Origin of the sequence: Stenotrophomonas sp. (assembly GCF_032056425.1) — a bacterium.
Taxonomy (GTDB): domain Bacteria; phylum Pseudomonadota; class Gammaproteobacteria; order Xanthomonadales; family Xanthomonadaceae; genus Stenotrophomonas.
On the sequence record NZ_DAMBCN010000033.1, the window covers coordinates 1 to 25,676 of the forward strand.

General features: G+C 68.1%; 20 protein-coding genes. 9 read left to right on the forward strand and 11 right to left on the reverse strand.

Translation table 11 applies throughout. From position 1 onward, the window contains the following. From RTY46_RS17515 to RTY46_RS17530, 4 genes are all read left to right on the forward strand, one after another. On the forward strand, nt 1–866 hold an 866-nt coding region (locus RTY46_RS17515; RefSeq protein WP_312709985.1), incomplete at its 5' end, for a DcaP family trimeric outer membrane transporter. A 78-nt stretch (nt 867–944) separates the two neighbouring features. Beyond that, on the forward strand, nt 945–2,297 hold the full coding sequence (adiC, locus tag RTY46_RS17520) for an arginine/agmatine antiporter (protein WP_312709986.1): 1,353 nt from the start codon (nt 945–947) through the stop codon (nt 2,295–2,297). 20 nt (nt 2,298–2,317) lie between these two features. Further along, nucleotides 2,318–4,606 (forward strand): Orn/Lys/Arg decarboxylase N-terminal domain-containing protein, encoded by a 2,289-nt coding sequence (locus RTY46_RS17525; protein ID WP_312709987.1) that lies wholly within the window; start codon nt 2,318–2,320, stop codon nt 4,604–4,606. A 27-nt stretch (nt 4,607–4,633) separates the two neighbouring features. Beyond that, complete coding sequence (locus RTY46_RS17530) at nt 4,634–5,536, forward strand: cation diffusion facilitator family transporter (RefSeq protein WP_312709989.1); 903 nt, start codon at nt 4,634–4,636, stop codon at nt 5,534–5,536. A gap of 6 nt (nt 5,537–5,542) precedes the next feature. Here RTY46_RS17530 and RTY46_RS17535 read toward each other — a convergent pair whose 3' ends face one another. From RTY46_RS17535 to RTY46_RS17570, 8 genes are all read right to left on the reverse strand, one after another. Next, nucleotides 5,543–6,304 (reverse strand): TonB family protein, encoded by a 762-nt coding sequence (locus RTY46_RS17535; RefSeq protein ID WP_312709991.1) that lies wholly within the window; start codon nt 6,302–6,304, stop codon nt 5,543–5,545. Nucleotides 6,305–6,440: 136 nt separating this feature from the next. Beyond that, on the reverse strand, nt 6,441–6,947 hold the full coding sequence (locus tag RTY46_RS17540; protein WP_312709992.1) for a hypothetical protein: 507 nt from the start codon (nt 6,945–6,947) through the stop codon (nt 6,441–6,443). Nucleotides 6,948–7,013: 66 nt separating this feature from the next. Further along, the gene (locus RTY46_RS17545; RefSeq protein ID WP_312709993.1) at nt 7,014–10,124 is read right to left on the reverse strand and encodes an error-prone DNA polymerase; all 3,111 of its coding nucleotides are present in this window, start codon (nt 10,122–10,124) and stop codon (nt 7,014–7,016) included. 6 nt (nt 10,125–10,130) lie between these two features. After that, entirely contained in the window at nt 10,131–11,540 is a 1,410-nt protein-coding gene (locus tag RTY46_RS17550; protein ID WP_312709994.1) for a DNA polymerase Y family protein, read from the reverse strand. 9 nt (nt 11,541–11,549) lie between these two features. Continuing rightward, nucleotides 11,550–12,164, reverse strand: a complete 615-nt coding sequence (gene imuA, locus RTY46_RS17555) for a translesion DNA synthesis-associated protein ImuA (RefSeq protein ID WP_108753349.1) — start codon at nt 12,162–12,164, stop codon at nt 11,550–11,552. 217 nt (nt 12,165–12,381) lie between these two features. After that, nucleotides 12,382–13,386: a cyclase family protein gene (locus RTY46_RS17560; RefSeq protein WP_312709995.1), complete on the reverse strand. Its 1,005-nt coding sequence runs from the start codon at nt 13,384–13,386 to the stop codon at nt 12,382–12,384. Next, nucleotides 13,383–14,072 (reverse strand): DsbA family protein, encoded by a 690-nt coding sequence (locus tag RTY46_RS17565; protein WP_312709996.1) that lies wholly within the window; start codon nt 14,070–14,072, stop codon nt 13,383–13,385. Before RTY46_RS17565 ends, RTY46_RS17560 begins: the two co-directional genes overlap by 4 nt. A gap of 92 nt (nt 14,073–14,164) precedes the next feature. Beyond that, on the reverse strand, nt 14,165–15,070 hold the full coding sequence (locus RTY46_RS17570) for a LysR family transcriptional regulator (protein WP_312709997.1): 906 nt from the start codon (nt 15,068–15,070) through the stop codon (nt 14,165–14,167). A 152-nt stretch (nt 15,071–15,222) separates the two neighbouring features. Between RTY46_RS17570 and RTY46_RS17575 the strand changes: the two genes are divergently transcribed. After that, entirely contained in the window at nt 15,223–16,101 is an 879-nt protein-coding gene (locus tag RTY46_RS17575; RefSeq protein ID WP_312710000.1) for a sterol desaturase family protein, read from the forward strand. A 9-nt stretch (nt 16,102–16,110) separates the two neighbouring features. On the opposite strand, the gene RTY46_RS17580 is transcribed toward RTY46_RS17575, so the two are convergent. Further along, nucleotides 16,111–16,815: an AraC family transcriptional regulator gene (locus RTY46_RS17580; RefSeq protein ID WP_312710001.1), complete on the reverse strand. Its 705-nt coding sequence runs from the start codon at nt 16,813–16,815 to the stop codon at nt 16,111–16,113. Nucleotides 16,816–17,096: 281 nt separating this feature from the next. After that, the gene (locus RTY46_RS17585; RefSeq protein ID WP_108753345.1) at nt 17,097–17,531 is read right to left on the reverse strand and encodes a glyoxalase; all 435 of its coding nucleotides are present in this window, start codon (nt 17,529–17,531) and stop codon (nt 17,097–17,099) included. Between the two features lie 334 nt (nt 17,532–17,865). Here RTY46_RS17585 and RTY46_RS17590 point away from each other — a divergent pair, with 334 nt between their 5' ends. Next, the gene (locus RTY46_RS17590; protein ID WP_312710004.1) at nt 17,866–20,661 is read left to right on the forward strand and encodes a glycoside hydrolase family 3 C-terminal domain-containing protein; all 2,796 of its coding nucleotides are present in this window, start codon (nt 17,866–17,868) and stop codon (nt 20,659–20,661) included. A 127-nt stretch (nt 20,662–20,788) separates the two neighbouring features. Here the strand turns inward: RTY46_RS17590 and RTY46_RS17595 are convergent, their stop codons facing one another. Then, nucleotides 20,789–21,694: a LysR family transcriptional regulator gene (locus RTY46_RS17595; RefSeq protein WP_312710006.1), complete on the reverse strand. Its 906-nt coding sequence runs from the start codon at nt 21,692–21,694 to the stop codon at nt 20,789–20,791. A 104-nt stretch (nt 21,695–21,798) separates the two neighbouring features. Here RTY46_RS17595 and RTY46_RS17600 point away from each other — a divergent pair, with 104 nt between their 5' ends. The 3 genes from RTY46_RS17600 to RTY46_RS17610 all read left to right on the forward strand — a co-directional run bounded on the left by RTY46_RS17600 (nt 21,799) and on the right by RTY46_RS17610 (nt 25,652). Beyond that, complete coding sequence (locus RTY46_RS17600; RefSeq protein WP_312710007.1) at nt 21,799–23,157, forward strand: MFS transporter; 1,359 nt, start codon at nt 21,799–21,801, stop codon at nt 23,155–23,157. Continuing rightward, a complete protein-coding gene (locus RTY46_RS17605) occupies nt 23,157–23,543 on the forward strand; it encodes a DUF4440 domain-containing protein (RefSeq protein ID WP_312710009.1) in 387 nt (128 codons plus the stop codon). Before RTY46_RS17600 ends, RTY46_RS17605 begins: the two co-directional genes overlap by 1 nt. Before the next feature lie 198 nt (nt 23,544–23,741). Next, the gene (locus tag RTY46_RS17610) at nt 23,742–25,652 is read left to right on the forward strand and encodes a CocE/NonD family hydrolase (RefSeq protein ID WP_312710011.1); all 1,911 of its coding nucleotides are present in this window, start codon (nt 23,742–23,744) and stop codon (nt 25,650–25,652) included. Nucleotides 25,653–25,676 lie beyond the last annotated feature (24 nt).

The following is a 25,676-nucleotide window of genomic DNA, read 5'->3' on the forward strand; positions in this document are numbered from 1 at the left end:
CGACCACGCACGGCAACCTGCGCTTCTATCTGGAGAACGACTTCTTCGGCAGCAGCGACGGCTATCAGTTCCGGCTGCGCCACGCCTACGGGCAGCTGGGCAACACGTATGCCGGTTACGGCTATTCCAGCTTCATGGACGCCGACAGCCTGCCCGACACACTGGATTTCGCCGGCCCGGGTGGCGCGGGCTACCTTCTGGTGGCCGGCATCCACCACAGTTTCGCGCTGGGCAAGGGCACCACGCTGACCCTGGCCGCCGAAGACCCGGACACCGAGCTGGCCGGCGCCAACGACAGCGTGATTGCCGCCAACCGGCTGCCGGATGTGACCGTGGCCGCGCGCGTGGAGCGTGACTGGGGCCATCTGCAGTTGGGCGCGGTGGCGCGCAGCCTGGCCTACGACGGTGACGGCAAACGCGACCGGCGCATGGCCGGTGGTCTGCAGCTCAGTGGTTCGGCGGCGGTGGGCGAGCGTGACCTGCTGCTGTTCGGTGCATTGGGCGGGCGCGGGTTGAGCCGCTACACCGCCGACCTGACCGGCTCCGGCCTGGACGCGGTGGTCGGTGCCGATGGGCGTCTGCGCGCGCTGGACGTGCACGGCGGTTTCGTCGGCTACACCCATTACTGGTCCGAACTGTGGCGTTCGAACCTGATCTACGGGCAGCTGACGCTGGAGCGCAATGCGGCGCTGCCCGCCGATGCGTTCCGCGAAAGCCGCTACGGCGTGTTCAACCTGATCTGGAGCCCGGCACCGTCGTGGACGATGGGCATGGAGCTGCTGTATGGCCGCCTGGAGCAGCAGAGCGGCGCGCGCGGCGACACGGTCCGGGTGCAGGGCAGTCTGCAATACAACTTCATCAAGTAGACGCCAGCGGCGGTACGCCCGCGTTTTCCGTCCCCATGCCCGGTGTTGCCGGGCCCATGCCAGGTGCAGGAGAGTGTCATGGCAGAAACGAAGAAAATCGGGGTGGTCGGTGCCACCTTCCTCGTGGCCGGCAACATGATGGGCTCAGGGGTGTTCCTGTTGCCATCGAGCCTGGCCAAGATCGGTACCGCCTCGATCTGGGGCTGGTTGATCACCACCGCCGGGGCCCTGCTGCTGGCGTTCGTGTTTGCCAAGCTGGGCAAGCTGGCGCCAAAGGCCGGCGGCCCGTATGCCTATGCGCGTGACTGGTTCGGGCCGTACATGGGCTTCCAGACCAACACCATCTACTGGTTCGCCAACTGGATCGGCAACGTGGCCATTCCGATCGCGGCAGTGGGCTATTTCAGCTACTTCTTCCCGATCCTGTCCGAGCCGCTGGTGCGCTGCATCGCCGTGCTGGCGCTGGTCTGGGCCCTGAGCTTTGCCAACGTGATCGGTCCGGCGTTCGTGACCAAGGTGCAGACGGTCACCACCAGTTTCGCGCTGGTGCCGATCCTGGGCATCGCGATCTTCGGCTGGTTCTTCTTCGATGCGGACATCTTCAAGGGTGCTTACAACGTTTCGGGTGAGTCGAACTTCGGCGCCATTTCCAGCGCTGCCGCACTCACCCTGTGGGCGTTCATCGGCGTGGAATCGGCGTCGGTGACCGCCGGCGTGGTGGAAAATCCGGAAAAGAACGTGGCCCGCGCCACCCTGGCCGGCGTGTTCCTGGCGGCGGTGGCCTATATCGCCAGTTCGTCGGTAATCATGGGCATGGTGCCCAATGCCGAACTGCAGACCTCCGATGCGCCGTTCGCGCTGGCCGCCGCCAAGGCAGTGGGCGGCTGGGGCGGTGGCCTGGTCAGCCTGTGCGCCTTCATCGGCGCGGCCGGTTCGCTGGGCGGCTGGATCCTGCTGACCGCGCAGAGCGCCAAGGCGGCGTCCGACGATGGCCTGTTCCCGAGCATCTTCAGCAAGACCAACAAGGACGACGTGCCGGTGAAGGGCGTGCTGATCGTGGCAGTGCTGATGACCCTGGCGGTGCTGGTCACTTCCACCTCGGAAACCGCCTCGGCGCAGTTCGATGTGATCACCTCGGCGGCGGTGGTGCTGACCCTGCTGCCGTACATCTATTCCTGCGTGGCCTGCTATTTCGTGGTGGAGCGCTCGCACACCATCGTGCACACCGGCGCGTTCTGGGCGTTGACCAGCCTGACGGTGGTGTATTGCCTGTGGGCGATCTACGGATCGTCGGGAACCATCGTGCAGTACGCCTTCCTGTTCGTGCTGTTCATCACCGTGTTCTATCCCTTCTTCAGCGAGGAGCGCCGCCAGCAGCGGCAGCGCACCCGTGAGGCAGCCGCGTTGTCCAGCGGCGCCCAGCGTTCCTGAGTTCGACAAGGAGAATCAACGTGTACTTCAAGTCCCTGGATTACCCGGTCATCGTCATCGATGGTGATTACGAGTCGCCGCGCATCGGCGGCATCCTGATCCGCGCACTGGTGGAAGAACTGCGTGGCAACGGCCAGCGCGTGCTGTGCGGCCTGAACCTGGACGATGCCCGCGCCGGTGCCCGCACCTACGTGGCGGCGTCGGCGGTGCTGATCTCGATCGATGGCAGCGAGGAGGGTGAGGGCGAGTTCCAGCGCCTGGCGGCCTTCCTGCGTGAACAGAGCGCACGCCGGGCCAACCTGCCGGTGTTCCTGTACGGCGAGCGGCGCACCATCGAGAAGGTGCCCAGCAAGCTGCTCAAGTACATCCACGGTTTCATCTTCCTGTTCGAGGACACCAAGAACTTCGTCGCCCGCCAGGTGATGCGTGCGGCCGAAGACTACATGCACAACCTGCTGCCGCCGTTCTTCAAGGCGTTGATCCACCACGCGGCCGAATCGAACTATTCCTGGCATACCCCGGGCCATGCCGGTGGCGTGGCGTTCACCAAATCGCCGGTGGGCCGTGCGTTCCACCAGTTCTACGGCGAAAACACCCTGCGCAGCGATCTGTCGATCTCGGTGCCGGAACTGGGCTCGCTGCTGGACCACACCGGCCCGATCAAGGACGCCGAGGACGAGGCCGCGCGCAACTTCGGCGCCGACCACACCTTCTTCGTGACCAACGGCACCTCCACCGCCAACAAGATCGTCTGGCACGGCACGGTGGCGCGCGGCGACGTGGTGTTCGTGGACCGCAATTGCCACAAATCGCTGCTGCACGCACTGATCATGACCGGCGGTGTGCCGGTCTACTTCACCCCCAGCCGCAACGCGCACGGCATCATCGGGCCGATCAGCCTGGACCAATTCACCCCCGAAGCGCTGCAGCAGCGCATTGCCGACAACCCGCTGGCCCGCCAGGCCTACCAGGCCGGTTCGAAGCCGCGCATCGCGGTGGTCACCAATTCCACCTACGACGGCCTGTGCTACAACGCCGAAAAGATTGCCGAAGAGATCGGCAGTGCGGTGGACTTCCTGCACTTCGATGAAGCCTGGTACGCCTACGCGGCATTCCACCCGTTCTACGAAAACCACTACGGCATGGCCAAGGGCAAGCCGCGCGAGCAGGATGCGATCATCTTCACCACGCATTCGACCCACAAGCTGCTGGCCGCGTTCTCGCAGGCTTCGATGATCCACGTGCGCAACTCGGCCAGCCGCGACCTGGATGCCGAGCGCTTCAACGAATCGTTCATGATGCACACCTCCACCAGCCCGCATTACGGGGTGATCGCCGCCTGCGACGTGGCCTCGAAGATGATGGAGGGCGAGGCGGGGCGCTCGCTGGTGCAGGAAATGCACGACGAAGCGATTGCCTTCCGCCGCGCCATGTTGCATGTGCGCGATGACCTGGGGCGTGACGACTGGTGGTTCAGCGTGTGGCAGCCGACGAAGGTGGAGCGCAGTCTGGACAAGGGCGATACGCCGGCACCGCTGGTAGCCAAGCGTGAGGAATGGTACCTGCAGCCCGATGCGCACTGGCACGGCTTTGATGGGCTGGTGGACGACTATGTTCTGATCGACCCGATCAAGGTGACCCTGCTGACCCCCGGTCTGTCGATGGATGGCAGCACGGGCAGGCTGGGCATTCCGGCGGCGGTGCTGAGCAAGTTCCTGTGGGGCCGCGGCATCACCGTGGAAAAGACCAACCTGTACTCGGTGCTGTTCCTGTTCTCGATGGGCATCACCAAGGGCAAGTGGAGCACCCTGGTGACCGAGCTGATGGCGTTCAAGGAACTTTACGATCGCAACGCGCCGCTGAACCAGGCACTGCCGACGCTGGCCGCCGATTATCCGGTGGCCTATGCCGGCTGGGGCCTGCGCGATCTGTGCGATGCACTGCATGCGTTCAACCAGGAATTCGCCGTGGCCAAGGTGATGCGCGAGATGTACGTGGACCTGCCGACCCCGGTGATGACCCCGGCCGATGCCTACAACCATCTGGTGAAGGGCGAGATCGAACGGGTCGATATCGAGCAGCTCAGCGGTCGTATCGCCGCCACCATGCTGGTGCCGTACCCGCCGGGCATTCCCACCATCATGCCGGGCGAACGCTTCGGTGCCAGCGACGAACCGATCATCCAGTCGCTGCGCATTGCCCGCGAACAGAACGCGCGCTTCCCCGGTTTCGAGTCGGACGTGCACGGGCTGATCATCGAGCACGACGAGGAAGGCATCAGTTACCGGGTGGAGGTGCTGAAGGCCTGACCGTGACGGTCGGACCTTCGGCACTGCATGGATACCACCCGCGAGCAGCGCATCCTGCGGCTGTCCATCGGCATGACCGTGGCGGTCAGTGCAGCCGGCTTCCTGGGCGGCCTGCTGGTGGGATCGCAGGCCATCCTGTTCGACGGCATCTACAGCCTGGTGGACGTGGCCCTGACCCTGGTATCCCTTTCGGTGCTGCGGCTGGTGGCGCGGGAGCAGAGTCCGCGCTTCCAGTATGGCTATTGGCACCTGGAACCGATGGTGGAAGCGCTGGGCGGGGTGATCCTGTCGCTGGCCTGCGTGTATGCGCTGGCCAATGCGGTGATCGGTCTGACCACCGGCGGGCACGTGGTGAAGTTCGGGCCGGCGCTGTGGTGGGCCGGTCTGATCAGTGCCAGCAACCTGGGCATGGCCGCGTTCGTGGCCGGCCAGGCGCGGCGCCTGCATTCGCCCTTGCTGTGGCTGGATGTGCGTGCCTGGCTGCTGGGCGGGCTTATGGCATTGGCGGTGGTGCTGGCGTTCCTGCTGGCCCTGGCCCTGCAGGACGGGCCGTGGCAGCACTGGGTGCCGTATCTGGATTCGATCGTGCTGATGCTGATCAGCGTGGCCGTGCTGCCGGTACCCACGCGGGCGGCGTTCAAGGCGCTGCGCGAGGTGCTGCAGGTCGCGCCCGATGACCTGGACCAGCGCGTGCAGCAGGTGATGCAGGCGTTCGTGCGCGAACGGGGCTATGCCGGTTTCACCAGCCATGTGGCGAAGATGGGCCGCATGCGCTTCATCGAGATCCATGTACTGACCGACCCGGCCACACCGTTGGGCACGGTGGGCGAGGTGGATGCCATGCGCGACGAGATTGCGGTGCGCCTGGATGCCCGCGGCGGCATGTTCTGGCTGACGATCGATTTCACCGCCGACCCGGCGTGGACCTGAGTGGCGTCAGCGCAGGTAGTATTCCACCGGTACCACGCGTTCCTGCGGCGCCGGCAGATCGTCGGGAATGCGCGGCAGGGGCTGCGCGCGGCGGAAGGTCTGCAGGGCGGCTTCGTCCAGCATGGGTTCGCCGCTGCTGCGCTCCAGCAGCAGCGTGCGCAGGCGGCCGCTGCGATCGACGCTGGCGCGGACCCAGGCGGTGCCCTGCTGGCGGCGCGCGCGGGCGGCGCTGGGGAAATAGCGGTGGCGCTCCAGGCGCGCCATCAGCCGTGCTTCCCAGCTGTCGCTGTGGGCGCCGGCCAACTGGGGTGCCGGTGGTGCGTCGGGTGTCGGCGGCGCAGCCGTGATCGACGCCGGTGCCGGTGCGGCGTCGCTGGCTGGCAGGATCAGCGCCGGTACCGGTTCCGGTAGCGGCTGCGCTTCGGCGCTGCGGCCGTGACCGGACGCCAAGGTGCCCTGCGGTGCGCGGGTGGGTGGGGGCGGTGACAACGGACGCGGCTGCGGCGCACGTGGTTGCTGCGCCTGGCTGGGGCGGTCGGCGTTCAGTTCTTCCAGCGGCTGTGGCGGCGCGGTGGGCGGCAACAGCCGCAGGCTGATGCGCACATCTTCCGCTGGGGGTGTGGGTTGGCGTGTGGACGTTGTCCAGTGCAGCAGCCCCAGCACCGGCAGCAGATGCAGGCCGATGGTGATCGCCACCGCCATCCAGTGCGGGCGGCGCTCGCGTGCACCGGTCTGCGCTCGGCGGTCCGATGGCAGGGGCGAGGGCAATGAGGGAAGCGCTTGGACTGGCACGGACGGAGTGCGGAGAGCGGTATAGGAACGGCCTGCGGCGGCAAGGGCAGCGCGCGCACCTTACCGCAAAAGAGAATCGTTTGCATTAATGCCCGGCCTGTACCGGGCCCGTTCAGGGCGCCGCGTTGACCCCGGGTCGCACGTAGTAGGTCTGGCCGCTGTCGTCCAGGAACAGCAGTTCCGGCTTGCCCTGCCAGGAGGTGAGCATGGCGCCGGTGTTGTTCTGGTGGCGCACCATCAGTGAAGCGCCGCGGTCGGGGTTGGCCACCACCTTGAACACTTCGGTGGTGCCGCTGGCATCGTCCAGAGTGAGCAACGCTTCGCCGCCACGGTCACTCGTGCCGTAGGCGCCGCGTTCCGAACCGTCGGGGCCGAGCAGGATCACGCCGGACAGTGCCGCCGCGCGCGGGCCCTGGGTGCGCCCCTTGCTGGCCGGGTCGGGGACTGGCGCGCCGACGATGACGCGTGCCTGGCCGTTGGCATCGTGGACGACCAGGCCACGTGCATGGACCACGCGTTCGGGCGACTGGCTTCTGTGCAGGTTCCAGGCCGTCCAGCCTGAGGTCAGCAGGGCGAGGGTGGACACCCCCAGAGTGGTAAACAGCAACGCACGGGCCATCGTGTAGTCCTTCCTTGGATCTGGCGACGATAGCGGATGCAAAAGCGGATGGGTAGGGTCGAGCCATCAATGGAAATCGCGGCTGTGGCTTCGCAGGCCCTGCAGCAGGCCGTCCAGGCCCAGCATGCGTTGCACGATGACGTGCTGCACGCCATCCACGCGTTCCAGCCTGCCGTCGATCTGCATCAGCTGGGCATCGACCAGGATGCGGTGCTGGCGATCGGCCACGTGGCGCCAGACCACGGCGTTGACCATGCCGGTCTCATCTTCCAGGGTAAGAAACGTGACCCCGCTTGCGGTCTGCGGCCGCTGACGCATGCGTACCAGACCAGCGATGCGCACGCGCCGGCCATGCCCGTGCGCGGCCAGTTGTTCAGCATCCAGGCAGCCGCGGCTGCGCAGCTGCGCGCGCAGGAACGACAGCGGGTGGCGGCCCAGGGTGGTGCCGGTACTGCGGTAGTCGGCCTGCATGTCGTCCCAGGCGCTGGGCAGCGGCAGCGGCACGCGTGCTTCGCCGGTGGCGCGGGCCGGGTCGAACAATGGCAGGCGGTTTTCCACGCCGGAGACGTCCCAGCGTGCGCGGTGGCGGTGGCCACTGAGGCCGCGCAGTGCACCGGCATCGGCCAGCAGGCCCTGCTGGCGGCGATCGAGCGCCACTCGCTGGCACAGATCACCCACATCGTCGAACGGACGCCGTGCGCGTTCGCGGACCAGCGCCTGCACCGCCTGTTCGCTGCAGCCATCGACCAGACGCAGGCCCAGGCGCAGGGCGGCGGCGCCCTTGCTGAAATCGAGCGTGCAGTCCCAGTGGCTGTGGCGCACATCCACCGGCAGCACCGCGATGCCATGCCGGCGTGCATCCTGCAGCAGCTGGTCGGGGCTGTAGAAGCCCAGCGGCTGGCTGTTGATGAGGCTGGCGGTGAACGCGGCCGGGTGGTGGCACTTCAGCCAGCAACTGACATAGGTCAGCAGGGCGAAACTGGCGGCGTGGCTTTCCGGGAAACCGTAATTGCCGAAGCCCTTGATCTGCTCGAACAGATGTTCGCCGTACTCGCGGCTGAAGCCATTGCGCAGCATGCCGGCCAGCAGTTTTTCCCGGTGCGGTTCCAGCCCGCCGCGGCGCTTCCAGGCGGCCATCGAACGGCGCAGCGCATCGGCCTCGCCGGGGGTGTAGCCGGCCGCTTCCACCGCCAGCTGCATCACCTGTTCCTGGAACAGCGGCACGCCCAGGGTGCGGGCGAACACGCGTTCCAGCTGCGGTGGATAGAGCGGGTTGGCCGGGTCGTTCAGCGCATCCGGCCCTTGTTCGCGCAGGATCCGGCGGCGTTCCAGGTAGGGGTGCACCATGTCGCCCTGGATCGGCCCGGGACGCACGATGGCCACTTCGATCACCAGGTCGTAGAACGTGCGTGGCTGCATGCGCGGCAGCATGGCCATCTGCGCGCGCGATTCGATCTGGAACACCCCGATCGTGTCGGCGGCGCAGATCATGTCGTAGGTCGCGCTGTCCTTGGCGGGCACCGCATCCATGCGGCCGCTGTGCAGCCCGTGCTGCTGCAGCAGGGCCAGGCACTTGCGGATGGCGGTGAGCATGCCCAGCGCCAGGCAGTCGACCTTCATCAGGCCGGTGGCGTCCAGGTCGTCCTTGTCCCACTGGATGACGGTGCGGTCGGCCATGGCCGCGTTTTCCACCGGCACCAGGGTGGACAGCGGATGTTCGGAGATCACGAAACCGCCCGGGTGCTGCGACAGGTGGCGCGGGAAATCGATCAGCTCGGCGGTGAGGGACAGCAGCCGTCGCATCAGCGGCGTGTCCGGGTCGAAGCCGCGTTCGCGCAGGGTATCGGGCAGCGGTATGTGGCCACCCCAGTGGTCCATGGCCGCGCCCAGCTCGTTCACCTGGTCCATCGGCAGGCCCAGCGCGCGGGCCACATCGCGGATGGCACTGCGGCCGCGGTAGCTGATCGCCACGGCGGTCAGCGCGGCGCGTTCGCGGCCATAACGCTTGAACACGTACTGCAGCACTTCTTCGCGGCGCTCGTGCTCGAAGTCGATGTCGATGTCCGGTGGTTCATCGCGTTCTTCGGAAATGAAGCGCTCGAACAGCAGGTTGCTGCGTGCCGGGTCGATCTCGGTGACGCCCAGCACGAAGCACACCGCCGAATTGGCTGCCGAACCGCGGCCCTGGCAGAGGATCTGCTGGCTGCGGGCGAAGCGCACGATGTCCTGCACGGTAAGGAAATACGAGGCGTAGTTCTTCTTGGCGATCAGTTCCAGCTCGTGTTCGATCTGCTGGCGCTGGGCCGGCTGGATGCCGTCTTTCCAGCGCTCGGGAATGCCTTGTTCCACCAGGGCGCGCAACCAGCTGTCCGGGGTGTGCCCGGCCGGCACCAGTTCGCGCGGGTAGGTGTATTTCAGCTGGTCCAGACTGAAGTGGCAGCGCGCGGCGATGTGCAGGGTTTCGGCCAGCAATGCGGGCGGGTACAGCTGGGCCAGCGACGTGCGCGGGCGCAGGTGGCGTTCACCGTTGGGAAACAGGCGCCAGCCGGCTTCGGCCACGCTGCAGCGGTGGCGGATGGCGGTGAGGGTGTCCTGCAGGGCGCGGCGACGGCGCACGTGCATGTGCACATCGCCGCTGGCTACCAGCGGCAGCGCATGGCGTTCGCCGAAGGCCTGCAGCTGCTGCAGGCGGCGCGCGTCGTCGTGTTCGTGGTGCAGCTCCACTGCCAGCCACAGGCGGTCGCCGAAGCCGGTGCGCAGCGGCTGCAGGTGGCTGGCATCGGGCTGGCGGTCCAGCCACAGGCACAGCAGGCCGTCGGGCAGTCCGTGCAGATCATCGGCCAGGCAGCGGTACTCACCCTTGCCAGCGCGCCGGCGGCAGGTGGTGATCAGCTGGCACAGGCCGGCGTAGGCATCCTGGTTGGTGCACAGCAGGGCGATCTTCGGCCCGTCCTCGATCTGCAGTTCGGCGCCGACGATCAGCGCCACGCCGTGCGCCTTGGCCGCCTGCCAGGCGCGGACGATGCCGGCCAGCGAGCATTCGTCGGTGATCGCCAGGGCGTGGTAGCCCTGGCTGGCGGCGCGCGCGAACAGTTCATCGGCGGTGGAGGCACCGCGCTGGAAACTGAAGGCCGACAGGCAATGCAGTTCGGCGTAGGCGGGCAGTTCTGCGTGCATGCGGGTTCAACCGAACCAGCCGTGCAGCATCCACGGCGCATGCGGGTCGTTGCGCGGTCGGAACGCCCAGCCGCGTTGCCCGTGCGCGGTTTCCACCACGTAATAGTCGCGCCGTGCATCGGCCTGGTCCCACCAGCCCGATTCGATCCGTTCCGGGCCAGCGACGATGCGCAGGCGCGGGTCGCGCAGCGGCTGTGGTGCCTCCAGCAGCCAGCCGGGGCGCAGCGGCCAGTAGCCGGGCGGCGTGGCCGGCGGCTGCGTACCGCTGGCGCGTTCGGGGCGATGGTCGGCCTGTACCGCCAGCGGTTGCACGGCATCATCGCCCAGCCGCGCACGCAGGCGTTCGCGCAGCTGGTTCCAGGGCATGGCCTGCGCCGGGCGGGTGTCGAACAGATCACGCGCGACCGGCACGAACGGCGGCAGTTGCTCGGCCTGCAGGCGCAGCGCACGGCTGCCAGCGGGCAGGGCGAAGGCTTCCATGCGGTTGCGGGCGATTTCGAACAGCAGCGCGGCATCGCGCTCGGGGGCCAGCAGGCCGATGGTCAGCACGCTGGCCGGCAGCAGGTCGTGTTCGAAGTGCAGGTCGAAGCGCTGCACGCCGCCATCGCGCGAGCAGAGGAAGGCGGCCAGGTCCAGCAGCAGGCGCCGCAGCGGGAACAGCAGGGCCTGGCTGGATTCGATTTCGTATTCGAATTCGATGCGGGCATCGAAACGGTCCGGGGGCTGGTAGTAGCGCAGCGGCGTGTTGTCCAGGCCGCGCACGGCATCGAGCTGCTGCAGCACCTGCGGGGCGAAGCGCCGGGCCAAACTGTCGCGCGGCAGGTCGAACACCGCGCCCAGCGTACGCAGGCCGGAACGGCCGAGCACGGTGACCGCATCGGCCGGCAGGCCGCTGCGGGCCAGTGGCAGCGGCGCCAACGCGGCCGCCAGCTGCGCAGCATCGATGCCCAGGCCGTCGTGCACGTTGGCCAGCACGCGCGCGGCATGCGGGTTGGGCGCGGCCACCAGGCGGTGGCGGAAACCGAGTTCATGCAGGCCGTGGCGCAGGCGCTGTTCGATCTGTGGCCAATCGCCGAACAGGGCGCGGCTGGCGTGGATTTCCAGCACCAGTGCATGCGGAAAATCGAGGCTGACCTGCGAGCTGTAGGCGTACAGCCAGCTGGCCAGCAGTTGCCGGGTCTGTTGTTCGGCGGCGGGATCGTAGTCGTGCAGCTGCATGTCCTGCACCAGCACCTGCGCGGCCGATAGCAGCATGCCCGGGCGCAGACCGACGGCCCGTGCGGCCGGGCTGACCGCGCGCAACACCCGGCGCTGCGCCGGGCCCTGCAGCAGCACCAGCGGCCGCTGCGGGTCCGGCTGCTGGCGCAGCACGCTGTCCAGCGCCAGTTGCGGCAACAACAGGCAGGCCCAATGCATGGTGCGGCCTCAGTGGGCGATGGCCAGCGGCAAGGGCTGCGCAGGCGGCAGCCCGCCGCGGCACTTCAGCACGCGCACCTGGCCGGGGTCGAGCTGCAGGCGCAGGCTGGCCGGCGACGGATTGCGCGCGGCGCGTGCTTCGCGGAACACGAAGCCCAGGCACTGGCCACTGTCGGCGGCCACCTGCAGCCGGCGCAGGGAACGATCATCGGCTTGCTGCGGCCAGCACAGCACCGCCGCACAGGCGGCCGAGCGCAGGCATTGTTCGGCCGCCCACAACGCCTGCTTCGGCGCCGCATGGATGATCTGCAGCTGGGCCAGATCCAGCCCGGCCGCGGCCCAGGCCGGGGCATGCGGCCGATGCGGCGGGGCGACCAGCACGATCGGCCGATCGCGCTGGCTCAGCTTGGCCAGTGCCGGCCAGACCAGGGCCAGTTCACCCACGCCGGGGCAGGCCAGCAGTACTTCGCACAGCCCGCTGGCGGGCCAGCCGCCGCCGGGCAGGCGGGCGTCCAGGGCCGGGTGGCCGCTGGCCAGATGGTCGCTGGCCGGGCCGTGGCGGGCCGGGCCGCGCCACAGCTGGCGGCCATCCAGCAGGCGGTCCAGGGCGACGACGGCACCCATCAGCCGGTCCTCCAGGGGAGGCGCCGGGCAGGCTGGAAGCGGCAGCAGTGGACGGAAACGGCAGGCATGGAACGAGTATCGACAGGCCGGTATCAGGGGCTGAGACCGGACATGCTACTCGCCTTGTGAGTAGAATTACTAATGAAATCGCGGGGTGGGTTTCAGCTTGCTGAAGGGGGCAGGGAGTGCCGACCAAGGTCGGCACCTACCCGGCGCGTTACCGGTGTACCGGCAGGGCCACCGGGCGCAGCGGGGCGGCGTCGCCACCGCGGATCTTCAGCGGGCCGCCGATGAAGGCGAACTCGTAGACCTGGTCACGGGCCAGTTCGTCCAGCGCCACCAGTTCGATGATCGGTGCACCCTGCTGGGCCAGCAGGTAGGTGTGCAGCGGCACATAGTCATCGGACACCTCCGAGGGGAAGGTCTCGAAGCTGAGGTTGTCGGCGCCGACGATCATCGCGCCACTGTCCTCCACCAGGAAGCGTGCCGCGTCCAGGCCCATGCCCGGCGGGTTGGCCATGTAGGCACCGGGCTGTTCGAACAGGCGCATGCGGCCGGTGCGGATCAGCACCACGTCGCCCTGCTGCAGGGTGACGTGCTGGCGTGCCAAGGCATCCTTCAGGTCCTGGCGGGTGACGCGATAGCGGTCCGGCAGCATGTCCACGCCCTTGGCGCCAGCCACGTCGATCAGCACGCCACGGGCGATCAGCGGCGGGAATTTCTCGATGCCGGTGACCTTCCAGCCACGATCGCCCAGATGCGTGTCGGCCTCGAAGCCATTCCAGATCTTTCCGTGGATGCCGAAGTGGTTCAGCGCATCGATATGGGTGCCGGTGTGGCTGTACATCGAAAACGCGGTGCCGGTGTAGCTGCGGGTGAGGTTCATGGCCTGGCCCACGCCCATCGGGTCGTCCACTACGGTGCCGCGCGGGGTGTGGGTCATCCAGAACTGGTAGTGCGGGTCGCCGGCGTCCTGCCAGCTGGGCATGCCGACAAAGTATTCGGTGGCCAGGTCGTAGGCCTTGCCGCCGCTGACCCGCGACAGGATGGCGGCACGCGAGGCGTCGGTGATCAGGTTGAGGCGACCGATCTCGTCCTTCGGCCCCCAGGGGCTGGTGCCGACCTGCTGGCCAGAAGGAACGCGTTCGTGTGCGGACACGGCGGTGGATGCAGCACTGGCCAGCAGCAGCGCCAGTGCGCTGCCCAGGGTACGTGGGGTCATGGGGTTTCTCCTTGCAGGGTGGGGAAGGGCGCGGCGGTGGCCGCGACCAGGGGCGCCAGGGCCTGGCGCAGGTGGGGCAGCGGCAGGGTCTGCAGGCGCAGGCCATCGCGGCCGATGACGGTGGGAATGGAACGGATGCCAAGGGCGGCCGCTTCGGCGCGGTCGGCCTGTACGCGCTGGCGCACGTCTTCGCTGCGCATGTGGTCAGCGAAGACGCCACGCCGATGGCCCAGTGACTCGGCGATGTCCAGCAGGACCTCGGCATCGCCGATGTTGCGGTGCTGGTGCAGGTGCGCCCACTGCACCGCATCGAACATCGCGCCATGGGCATCATTGCCGCCGAGCATGCCGGCGGCCTGGCAGGCCAGTGCGCCCAGCCAGCCGGAGGGGTATTCGAACGTCTGCGCGCGCATGCCGTCGATATCGATGCGCGCGGTGTCTTCATGCGCCGCGCAGTCGGCCCAGTGGCGCAGGATGGTGTCCTTGGCGCGGGGCATGGAACCGAACACGTCGATCATCCGGGCGCGCGAGTCCTGCAGCACGAAGCTGCGGTGGCGCACCTGGATGCCCAGTTCGGCCGAAACCTGCTGCAGGCGCGGGGCCAGTACGAAGCACCAGCCGCAGACCACATCGTGGAAGAAATCGACCACCGGCGCGGCGGTGGTGGGGGAGGGAGCGGAAGACATCTGCCTGCCATCGGTGAGAGGGGAGGCGGCAGCGTAGGCAGCGCGGCGCGGCCGAAACAGCGGGTTTCGGGCAGCTCAGTTTTCGCTGGCGGTTACGAATCCAGTCCCGCGCAGCCGGGCAGTTCGGCGTGCAGGAAATCGATGAAGGCGCGCACCTTGGGCTGCAGGTGGCGCGCGGTGGGGTAGACCGCATGGACAAAGCGCGGCGGATAGCGGTGGTCGGGCAGCACCTGCTGCAGGTCGCCGCGCGCCAGCGCGGGCGCGGCCAGGAACGAGGGCAGGGCGCCGATGCCCAGGCCGGCCACCAGCAGATCGCGCAGCAGCAGGCTGTTGTTGGCGGTGACCCGTGCGGGCAGGGTGATCGTGACCTGGCCATCGGGACCCAGCAGCGGCCAGCTGCCCGGTGAATCGGACAGGCTGTAGGCCAGCACGCTGTGCGCATGCAGGTCCTGCACGGTGTGTGGCGCGGGGTGCTGCTGCAGGTAGCACGGTGCCGCGCACAACACCTGCTGCAGCGAGGCCAGCCGCCGCGCCACCAGGCGTGAATCGTCCAACTCGGCGCGCAGCCGCAGCGACACATCGAAGCCTCCGCCCACCGCATCGAGCAGGCGGTCTTCCATCACCAGGTCCAGCGACAGCTGCGGATGCTGCTGCAGGAAGCGCGGCAGCAGCAGCGACAGCGTGCTCAGCGCGAAGGACTGCGGTGCGTTCACCCGCAGGCGGCCGGCAACCTCGCCCCGCTGTTCGGCGATGCCGCGTTCCAGTGCGTCCAGTTCGTCCAGCAGGCGGCAGCACTCGCGGTAATACGCATGGCCGGTTTCGGTCAGGCTCATGCGCCGCGTGGTCCGCTGCAGCAGCACCACGCCCAGGTGCGCTTCCAGCGTACGCAGCTGCTTGCTCAGGCCGGCCGCTGACAGACCCAGGTCTTCGGCCGCGCGGGCCAGGCCGCCGCGTTCGACGATGCGACGGAAGGTGCGCATCAGGTTGAAGGAATCCATGCAGCCCCCGGCGCAATGAGGGCGCCATTGTAAATCCACGCCATGCGTGGATGGCGGAACCGGTTTGGCTTGCGCGGTTTGTTCAAGCCGGCAGGCCTGGTGCCAGGCCAGCATGCAGGCCCCTCACTCACGGGCTGCCCATGAAGCACTGGATGCTCCGCCTGTATGCGCCGTTGTTCCTGTCTGGATTCGTTGCCGCGGCCGTGGCCTGGGTCGGCCATCGGCACGGTGACCCGCTGTGGCTGCTGGCCCTGCTGGCGGTGGCCATTGCCGTTTCATTCGCCGCCGAGCGCGCCTGGCCATACGATCCCGCATTCAATCAGGCGCAGGGCGACCGTCTGCGTGACAGTCTGCATGCGCTGGTCAACGAAACCTTGAATCTGTTGTCGATCGCGGCGGTGCCTGTGCTGGCGGCGATCATTCCGTGGCAGCTGTGGCCGGCGCAGTGGCCGTTCGCGTTGCAGGTACTGGTTGCCATCATCGCCGCCGATCTGGGCATCACCCTGGTGCACTACGCCAGCCACCGCATCGGATGGCTGTGGCGGCTGCATGCGGTGCATCACAGCGTGACCCGCATGTACGGCTTCAACGGCCTGATGAAGCATCCGCTGCACCAAGCCGTTGAAGCGGTGGGTGGCGTGCTGCCGCTGCTGGTGCTGGGCCTGCCGACGCCGGTGGCGGCGGTGCTGGCCTTCGCCATCGCCATCCAGTTGCTGCTGCAGCACTCCAACGTGGACATGCGGCCGGGCGTGCTGGGCCGGGTGATGGCGTGGGCGCCGCTGCACCGTTTCCACCACATGCGCTACGGCACCGCAGGCAATGTCAACTTCGGGCTGTTCCTGACCGTCTGGGATCACCTGCTTGGCACCGCCTTCGATGCGCCGGGCTACCGGTTGCGCACGCATGACCTGGGCATCGGCAGCCAGCCGGACTATCCGCGTGACTACGCCGGGCAATTGCTGGCCCCGTTCCGCGATCTGCCCCAAGGGCAGGTGCCGACGCTGCCCGAAGGCCTGCGCGGGCGCCGCTGAGCGCAGGCTTCAAGCGGCCTGCAGCTGCAGGCCCTGCAGCTGCGCGGCGCCGATGCCGAACATGCGGCGCAGGCTGCGCGAAAGATGGGCCAGATCGGCGAAGCCGGCCGCGTGCGCACTGTCGGTCAAGCTGTGTCCAAGCAGATGATGCGCCAGGGCGCTGCGCAACCGCTGCCACAACACCCAGCCGCGCAGGGTCACGGCAAGGTCGGACTGGAAGCGGCGATGCAGCTGGCTGGTGGACAGATGCGCCGCTTCTGCAATTGCTGCCGCCGGTACCGGGCCCGGCAGGTGCCGTGCAATCCGGGCCAGTGCGGCCTGCACGCGACGGTCCAGCGGCTGCGCGCGGCCCAGCCGGGGCAGTTGCGCGCGCAGGGCATCGAGCGTGGTGGGCAGGGTGTGCAGCTGTTGCTGGATCTGTGCGGGCTCGGCGTGGGCCGGCTCCAGGAACAGCGTGCAGCCGTCCGCAGGCGCGGCGAGGATGGCATGCGGCACAAAGGACGGCAGCCACAGGCGCTGGCCCTGCTGCGCCACGCCATCGATCTGGACATGCCAGGCAGTGGTTTCGCTCAGCAGCAGCTGGTGGGCGTAGTGCGCATGCGTGCTGCTGTCACCGGCACGGCCCTGCAGCACCGCCACGTGAGCATGCAGCAGCAATGTGCCGTTCCAGGGCCGGGCAGGTAAGGACATGCAGCGATTGTAGATCCACGCCATGCGTGGATGGATCTCCATCTGAATCGAATATCTCGTGTTGCATTCGAAAAGCATCCACGCATGGCGTGGATCTACTGGGTACCAGCCAACTGTCGAAGGCGGGGCACTGTGGGTGTGCGGGGTGTGAGCCGCATGGATGCGGCGACCAAGCCTCCACGGATGGATTCACGGCGTCCCCGCACACCCACAGTGCCCCGCCATCCTACGGAATGCGGAATTTGATCTTGCTGTTGCGTTTGCTGTTGCCTCTGCGGGTGTCGGGCGGCAGCCCGGCCGTCGCATTACCGCCCGTGTGGGTCCGGCCGGTGGTGTACGTACTCGACCACGGTACCGTCGGGGTGCACGGCGTTGAATGCCGCGCCGGTGGGCACCACCTGCAGCGGGAAGATGATCTGCGCACCGGCCGCGACCAGCCTGTCGTGATAGGGCCGCACATCGTCAACCAGCAACGTGCCGGTGGTGGAGGTGAACGGCGCCAGTGCGGTGTCATTGCCTTCGATCAGCAGGAAGGCACCGACCATGGCCAGGCGCAGGCCGGCATCGGGGAAGGGGAAGCCCGCGTCGGCCACCACGCCCTGCAGTTGTTCGTAGAACGCCACTCGTGCTTCCAGCTCCCCGGGGGCGACGAACACGCGGATCAGCACGCGTGGGCTGCGCTGGCTGGAGGTATCACAGCGGTCGCGCCAGAGATGGTCGAAGTCGCGGTGCAGGGTCATGGGCAACGCTCGGGGCCGGGAATTCCATTATCGGCAGCACCACAGCCCACACTGATGACCAGCGGTGATGGGCTGATAACCGGCCTGGGGGTGGGCGCCTGTGACTTAGGTCCTGTTGACAGCGATGAACGCCCTCGCACAATCTTCACAGGATGGGTCGCCGTGTGCGGCCCGGGCAGGCAGGTTGTCACGCCGGGAGGAGGGTCCCGCGCGCAGACCGGCCCGTCCTTTGGCCTGCAGGTGTTGCCTGGCAACGCTTGCGCGGTATGACGCTGCACCCTTCGGCGGCACTTTCCCTGGACCGATTGCCTTGGCAACGGAATTACGCCTGCCGATGAAAACGTTTACAAAGCCGCTTGCCCTGTCCCTCGCCCTGTCTGCTGCATTGGCCGCCCCGGCCTGGGCCGATCCGGCCGCCTTCACCGTGCTGACCCTGGAGCAGGCGCCCACGCCCGAGGCCATGCCGGCCCTGGCAGCGCAGCTGAAGACCCTGCAGGTGGACGCGGTGAGTGTGCGCCAGGTGCAGCGCGGCATCGGCCAGGTCGACCCGTTGCAGCTGCTGGCCGATGGCCTGGGCTACGACTACCGCTTCATTGCTGCCGGCAAGGACAACGGCCAGACCCAGCAGGGCCAGGCCGTGCTGACCCGTCTGCCGATCGCCGCCGAAAGCGGCCCGGACCAGCCGGGCCTGAACTACCTGCGCCTGGATGATGGCCGCCACACCGTGGCCGTCTATACCGACGCCGGTGCCGGCGCCGCAAGGTTGCCGGCGCTGGTGTCGCGTTCGCGGCTGGGTGCACCGGCGGTGCTGCTGGGTGCGGTGGCGGCCGAGTCGGCCAAGGCGGCCGGTTTCGATCCGTCCCGCGTGGCCTTGGAAGCCGATGCCAGCTATTTCAGCGATGGCTTCCAGGCGGCCAGCAGCGCACCGTTCAAGATCGATGGCAGTGGCCTGCAGGCGACCCTGCTGACCCTGGCCTATGCGGCCGACAAGGGCGGCGAACGCCCGTGGATGGACGCCACCCTCACCGCCGATGCGCGCGCTGCGCTGCTGCTGAAGGCGATGACCGAGGACGAGAAGTTCCAGATGCTGCACAGCTACTTCGGGCTGGGCAAGGACGGTGGCCCGCTGCCGGAAGGCGCGGTGGGCTCGGCCGGCTTCGTGCCGGCGGTGCCGCGCCTGGGCATTCCGGCGCAGCAGTCGGCCGACGCCGGCGTGGGCGTGACCAACCCCGGTGGCATCCGTCCGGGCGATTTCGCCACGGCCATGCCGTCGGGCCCGTCCACCGCGTCCAGCTGGAACCGCGAAGTGGCCTTCGCTGGCGGCGCGACCATGGGCCGCGAGGCGTGGCAGCAGCGCTTCAACATCCTGCTGTCGGGCAGCGTGAACCTGCAGCGCGACCCGCGCAACGGCCGCAATTTCGAGTACGCCGGTGAAGATCCCCTGCTGGCCGGCTCGATGGTGGGCGCGCTGATCCAGGGCGTGCAGAGCCAGCACGTGATCTCCTCCATGAAGCACTTCGCGCTGAACGACATGGAGACCCGCCGCAACTTCCACGATGTGCGCATCGGCGAACAGGCCATGCACGAATCGGACCTGCTGGCCTTCGAGATCGCGCTGGAAGCCGGCCGCCCGGGCGTGGCGATGTGCTCGTACAACAAGATCAACGGCACCTACGGCTGCGAGAACGGCTACCTGATGAACCAGGTGCTGAAGCAGGAGTGGAAGTTCCCCGGTTTCGTGATGTCCGACTGGGGCGGCGTGCACAGCGGTTCGAAGGCGGCGCTGGCCGGCCTGGACCAGCAGTCGGCCGGCGAAGTGTTCGACGCGGCGGTGTTCTTCGACGAGCCGCTGCGCCTGGCCGTGCACGGCGGCGTGGTGCCGCAGGCGCGCCTGAATGACATGGTGGCGCGCATCCTGCGCACGATGTTCCTGCACGGCAACTTCGACAACCCGCCGCAGCACCAGAAGGTCGATGCCGAGGCCGGTTTCGCCGTGGCCCAGCGCACGGTGGAAGAAGGCAGCGTGCTGCTGCGCAATGAAGGCAACCTGCTGCCGCTGGCCGACAGCGTGAAGCGCATCGTCATCATCGGTGGCCACGCCGACAAGGGCGTGATCGGTGGCGGCGGTTCGTCGATGGTGGGCGTGACCGCCAAGGGCACCAATGCGGTGCCGGGCGTGCTGCCGACCACCTGGCCGGGCCCGGTCATGTTCCATCCGTCTTCGCCGCTGGAATCGCTGCGTGCAGCGCGTCCGGACGCAACCATCGACTATGTGGACGGCAGCAATGCCGCTGCGGCCGCCAGGGCCGCCGCGCAGGCAGACGTTGCCATCGTGTTCGCCACCCAGTGGGCGGCCGAATCGGTCGACCTGCCGGACATGAAGCTGCCTGACAACCAGGACGCACTGATTTCCGCGGTGGCCAAGGCCAACCCGAAGACCGTGCTGGTGCTGGAAACCAATGGCCCGGTGCGCACGCCGTGGCTGGCGCAGGTGCCGGCGATGCTGCAGGCCTGGTACCCGGGCATTCGCGGTGGCGAAGGCATTGCCGCGCTGCTGACCGGCCAGGTGAACCCGTCGGGCCGCCTGCCGGTGACCTGGGTGGTGGACGAATCGCAGCTGCCGCGCCCGCACATCGACGGCCTGGGCTTCAAGCCGAAGAAGGAGTTCGGCGACGTGTTCGATTTCGATATCGAAGGCGCCAACGTCGGCTACAAGTGGATGGCCGCCAAGGGCCTGACCCCGACCTTCGCGTTCGGCCATGGTCTGTCCTACACCTCGTTCGCCTATGAAAACCTGAAGGTGAGCGTAGAGGGTTCGCGCCTGGTCGCCAGCGTGGACATCCGCAACACCGGCAAGCGCGCCGGTGCGGACGTGGCCCAGCTGTACCTGAAGCTGCCGGCTGGCAGCACCACGCCGATCCGCCTGATCGGCTATGACAAGGTGCAGCTGCAGCCGGGCGAACAGCGCCGCATCCGCATCGAAGCCGAGCCGAAGACCCTGGCCCACTACGATGCGCAGGCGCGCCAGTGGAAGATCGACGGCGGCACCTACCAGGTGCAGCTGTCGCGCAACGCGGCCGAGCCGCTGCAGAGCGTGGACGTGCAGCTGGTAGAGCAGGTGCTGCGCTGATCCAGCGGGTTGTTGATGTTCGGAGGAACGGCCCCGAAAGGGGCCGTTTCTTTTTGTGGGGTGCCGCTGCGCTCGCCGGGCATGGCCCGGCGCTACCTGGTCATGGCATCTCCGGCGGACGCCGTCATCACCCGGGAGTGCCGGTGAACCACCCGCGCAGGAAATCGATCAGGTGGCGGACTTTCGGCGAGGGCTGCGTGCTGTGCGGGTAGACGGCGTAGACGCTCTGCTGCGGGAAGCGATGCTGGTGCAGTACCGGCCGCAGGCGATCGTGGGCCAGGTCGTCCTCGATCAGCCAGCGCGGCAGTACGGTGACCCCGGCGCCGGCCAGGGCGAAGGCGCGCAGGCTGCTTGCACCGTCCACGCGGATCACGGCGTTGCCGGGGTTGGTGGCGAACAGGGCGTCGCTGCCGTCAGGTGCGACCACCGGCACATCGGCCAGGCGCGGATAGCCCAGGCGGGGCAGGGTACCCAGCTGCGCCGGATCGTCAGCTGCGTCGGCGCACGGCAGGCGTGCCAGCAGTGCAGGGGCCGCCACGGCGCACAGCGGGTGCCGTTCCAGTTCGCTGGCATGCAGGCTGGAATCGGGCAGTCGGCCAAGCCGGATCGCCAGGTCGAAGCGCTCTGGAATCAGATCGGCCGGTGCCGGTGACGTGGACAGATGCAACTGCAGGGCCGGGTGCTGCGCCCGGAACGCCTGCAGCCCGGGGATCAGCCGCAGCTGCGCATATTCCGGCGTGGTTGTCAGGCGCAGCAGGCCCTGCAGTTGCTGCTGGTCGCGGCGCGCGGCATCGATGGCCGCCTGAGCCGCATCCAGCGCCTGCACGCAGTGTTGCAGGAAGTGCTCGCCGGCCTCGGTCAGGGCCAGGTGCCGGGTACTGCGCAGCAGCAGGGTTACGCCCAGCTCCTGTTCCAGCCGCTTCAGGTTGAAGCTGACCACCGCGCGGCTCAGGCCAAGGCGGTCGGCGGCAGCGGTCAGGCTGCCGGCTTCGACCACGGCGCGGAAGATATCGAAGCGATCAAGGCTGACCATGACGCTGCATTGTCAAAATTGGTTTGACAGTGTTGCAGCTGGTGTCGTGTTTTTCCAACAACGCCGGTTCGCCATGCTGGCACCTTCTTTGCTGGAGCGTGCTGATGCCTTCCCCGCGCCTGCGCCATGAGGCGATTTTCCTGCTGGTGTTCGCCCTGGACCTGGTGAACATGTTCATCGCCACCGTGGCCTATCCCGCACTGGCGTCCGAGCTGCAGGCCGATGTGGGCCTGTTGGCCTGGGTGGGCACTGCCTACATGCTCGGCCTGAGCGTGGTGATTCCTCTGGCGCCGTGGCTGGCCGCGCGCTGTGGCGAGCGCCGCCTGTTGCTGGTCGCGCTGCTGCTGTTCGCCGCCGCTGCGGTGCTGGCGGGAGCTGCACCGTCCATCGGCTGGCTGCTGGTCTGGCGCCTGCTGCAGGGCCTGGCCGGTGGCCTGTTGATCCCGGTGGCGCAGGCAGCGGCATATCGGCAGTGCACCCCCGACCAACGTGGCGCGCTGACCCGGCGCATCCTGCTGGTGGCGCTGCTGGTCCCGGCACTGGCCCCCGCGCTGGGCGGGCTGCTGGTGCAGTGGCTGTCCTGGCGCGGCGTGCTGTGGGCCAGCCTGCCGCTGGCACTGACGGCGATGGGCCTGGTGCTGGCCTGGATGCCGGCCGATGGCGAACGCACTGCGCCCCGCCTGCAGGCCTATGCTCTGGCCACCGCGATGAGCGCGCTGGGCGTGCTGCTGCTGGCCTTGACGTGGTTGGGCGAGGCCGGCCATCGCGGTGCAGGGGCCCTGCTGTTGCCGCTCGCGCTGTTGCTGGCGCTGGCCCACCTGCGCCACGCGCGCCAGCAGGCACAACCGCTGCTGCGCTGGTCGCTGCTGTCCCTTCGCGGCCTTCGACTGGCAATGCTGGTCTACCTGGCCGTACCCGGCGTGTTCATCGGCAGTCAGTTGGCCAGCACGCTGCAGCTGCACGCGGCCGGCTACAGTGCGGCGCGCATCGGTGCGCTGATGCTGCCTTGGGCGCTGGCGTCGGCCGTGGCGATCACAGGCAGCCGGCGGCTGCTGGCGCGTTTCGGGCCGGGCGCAGTACTGCGTGTCGGCATGCTGTTGCAGGCCAGTGGCCTGCTGCTGATGGCCCTGCTGCCGCAGCCTTCATTCGCGCTGGCGGCGCTGCTGTTTGCGCTGATGGGGGCGGGCGGCAGCCTGTGCAGCAGCACCGCGCAGACGCTGGCCTTCACTGGCGTTGACGCGGATGCGCTGGGTGACGCCAGTGCGCTGTGGAACCTCAACCGCCAGCTCAGTTTCTGCCTGGGCACGGCGGCCATCGCGCTGGTGCTGGCGCTGGCCCTGCAATGGCTGCCAGCGCGTGCCACGGGCGCTGCGCTGGGCATGGCAGCTGTCCTGACCCTGCTGCCGATGCTGCTGTTGCGCCGCGCGCAGTCACTGACCCTCATGCAACCGGAGAATGCCTGATGCAACACACCGCCGAAGATGAAGTCTACGTACTGCACGACGCGCTGCAGGCCTGGTTCCGTGCCGACACCGGCGCCGAAGCGCTGGATGACCTGATGGCGCACTTCTGCGCGGACTTCAGCATGGTCGGCATCGCCGGGCGGCGACTGGACCGGGACGCGGTGCAGGCGCTGTTCGTGGGCGGGCACGGCGCGCGCCCCGGCCTGGAGATCGCCATCGAAGACGTGCAGAGGATCCCGGCGCCCGCACCACTGGCGGTGCTGCGTTATCGCGAAGGGCATGCGGTGGCTGGCGGAGCGCTGGCCTGGCGGGAATCGCTGGCGGTGCTGCGGCAGGACGAGGGGCGCTGGCGCTGGTTGGCGCTGCACGAGGTCCCCGCGGGCTGATGGATCCGCCGGGCCCGGCCCGGCGCTACCGAAGACCGCGGGAACGGGTAGCGCCGGGCCATGCCCGGCGAGTGCAGCGGCCGCCGGCCGCACATGTGCCATCAGTCGTGCCCCGGACACCACAGAACGCAAAGCCGGCGCACACTTCGGCGCGGTGGGCAGGAGTACGCTGGAACCTTTCCTGCCGAGGGGTCATCCATGCATGTGCGTGCCGTTGCTGTAGCCATCGCCCTGTGCCTGTCCAGCAGCGTGCTGGCCGCCGATACCCCGCCGATGACCCCGGACATCAGTGGCAAGCCGTTCGTTGCACCGGATATCGGCCGCGACTACGACAAGCGCGTGGTGATGGTGCCCATGCGCGATGGCACCAAGCTGTATACCGTCATCGTAGTGCCCAAGGGCGCGCACAATGCGCCGATCTTGCTGACCCGCACGCCCTACGATGCCGCCGGCCGCGCCAACCGCAGCGATTCGCCGCGCATGCGCGACCTGCTGCCGCAGGGCGACGAGGTGTTCGTCGACGGCGGCTATATCCGGGTGTTCCAGGATATCCGCGGCAAGTACGGTTCCGAAGGCGATTACGTGATGACCCGGCCGCTGCGCGGGCCGCTGAACAACACCAAGGTCGACCACGCCACCGACGCCTGGGACACCATCGACTGGCTGGTCAAGCACGTACCGGAAAGCAACGGCAAGGTCGGCATGCTGGGCTCGTCCTACGAAGGCTTCACCGTGGTGATGGCGCTGACCAACCCACACCCCGCGCTGAAGGTGGCCGCACCGCAGAGCCCGATGGTGGATGGCTGGATGGGTGATGACTGGCTGAACTACGGTGCGTTCCGCCAGGTCAACTTCAACTACTTCGCCATGCAGACCGAGAAGCGCGGCAAGGGCACGCCGCTGCCCAGCCTGGGCTACGACGACTACAGCACCTTCCTGCGCATCGGTTCGGCCGGCGACTATGCGCGCTTCACCGGCGTGGACCAGCTGACGTGGTGGAAGAAGCTGGTGCAGCACCCGGCCTACGATGCGTTCTGGCAGGGCCAGGCGCTCGATGCAGTGATGGCCAACACCCCGTTGCAGGTGCCCACGATGTGGCTGCAGGGCCTGTGGGACCAGGAAGACATGTGGGGCGCCAACCATGCCTACCAGGCCATGGAAGGACGCGATACCGGCAATACCCACAACTACCTGGTGATGGGCCCGTGGCGGCACAGCCAGGTGAATTACAGCGGCAGCGAACTGGGCGCCCTGAAGTTCGATGGTGATACCGCGCTGCAGTTCCGCCGCGATGTGCTCAAGCCGTTCTTCGACCAGTACCTGGTGGACGGCGCGCCCAAGGCCGACACGCCGCCCGTGCTGGTCTACAACACCGGTGAAAACCACTGGGACCGCCTGCAGGGCTGGCCGCGCAGCTGCGAAACGAACTGCACGGCGGCCAGCAAGCCGTTGTACCTGCGTGCCGGCGGGAAACTGGCCTTCCAGCCGCCGGCGGCGGGTGAGGGTGATTACGAGGAGTATGTGTCCGACCCGGCCAAGCCGGTGCCGTTCGTGCCGCGCCCAGTGCGCTTCGCCGACCGTGACATGTGGACCACCTGGCTGGTGAAGGACCAGCGCTTCGTGGATGGCCGGCCCGATGTGCTGACCTTCATCACCGAACCGTTGCGCGAACCGCTGCGCATCGGCGGCACTCCGGTGGTGCACCTGCAGGCGTCCACCAGTGGCACCGACAGCGACTGGGTGGTGAAGCTGATCGACGTGTATCCCGAACAGGAGGCGTCAACGCCGGAGATGGGTGGCTACGAGCTGCCGGTGTCGCTGGCGATCTTCCGTGGCCGTTACCGCGAGAGCTTCAGCGAGGCCAAGCCGCTGGCCGCCAACCAGGTACTGCCGTACCGCTTCGACCTGCCCAATGCCAACCACACCTTCCAGAAGGGGCACCGGGTAATGGTGCAGGTGCAGTCCAGCCTGTTCCCGCTGTATGACCGCAACCCGCAGACCTACGTGCCGAACATCTACCTGGCCAAGCCGGGCGATTACCAGAAGACCACGCAGCGGGTCTGGCACAGTGCCGCGCAGGCCAGCTACATCGATCTGCCGGTGTATTGAAGGTGGCGGGGTAACGCCGGGCAT